At 56.7% G+C, this 448-nt stretch carries 1 protein-coding gene; it reads right to left on the reverse strand.

From position 1 onward, the window contains the following. The coding region (locus A3736_RS05145; protein WP_156501983.1) for an EAL domain-containing protein at nt 1-448 on the reverse strand (448 nt) is incomplete at both ends.

Genomic DNA, 448 nt, shown 5'->3' on the forward strand with positions numbered 1-448 from the left:
AGTCTGCATCCCATGCTTTCCAGCGTCAGGCAGTCTTCGGCCGTTTCGATTCCTTCGGCGATGCATTCCAGATCAAGCGTTTCGCACAGGCCCATGATCGCGGTCACGATCTTTTTGACGCCCGGCTCGTCCAGCTTGCACACGAAGCTGCGATCGATCTTGATCTTGTCGATGGGGAGCCGGCTTAGATAGCTCAGGCTCGAATAGCCGGTGCCGAAATCGTCGAGCGCGATCGAGATCCCCATTCCCTGCAGACGGTGGATATGGGCAATCGCAGTATCGTATTCGCGCATCAGTGCGGTTTCCGTAATCTCAAACGTGATGCGATCGGGAGCGACACCATGACGTTCGATGGCCGCAATCAGCCCATCGATAGTGCTCGACCTCCCGATGTCGAAGGTCGAAAGATTGAATGACAGGCCGACGTCTTCGGGCAGCTTCCCCATGC

Origin of the sequence: Erythrobacter sp. HI0063 (genome assembly GCF_001635685.1) — a bacterium.
GTDB lineage: Bacteria > Pseudomonadota > Alphaproteobacteria > Sphingomonadales > Sphingomonadaceae > Qipengyuania.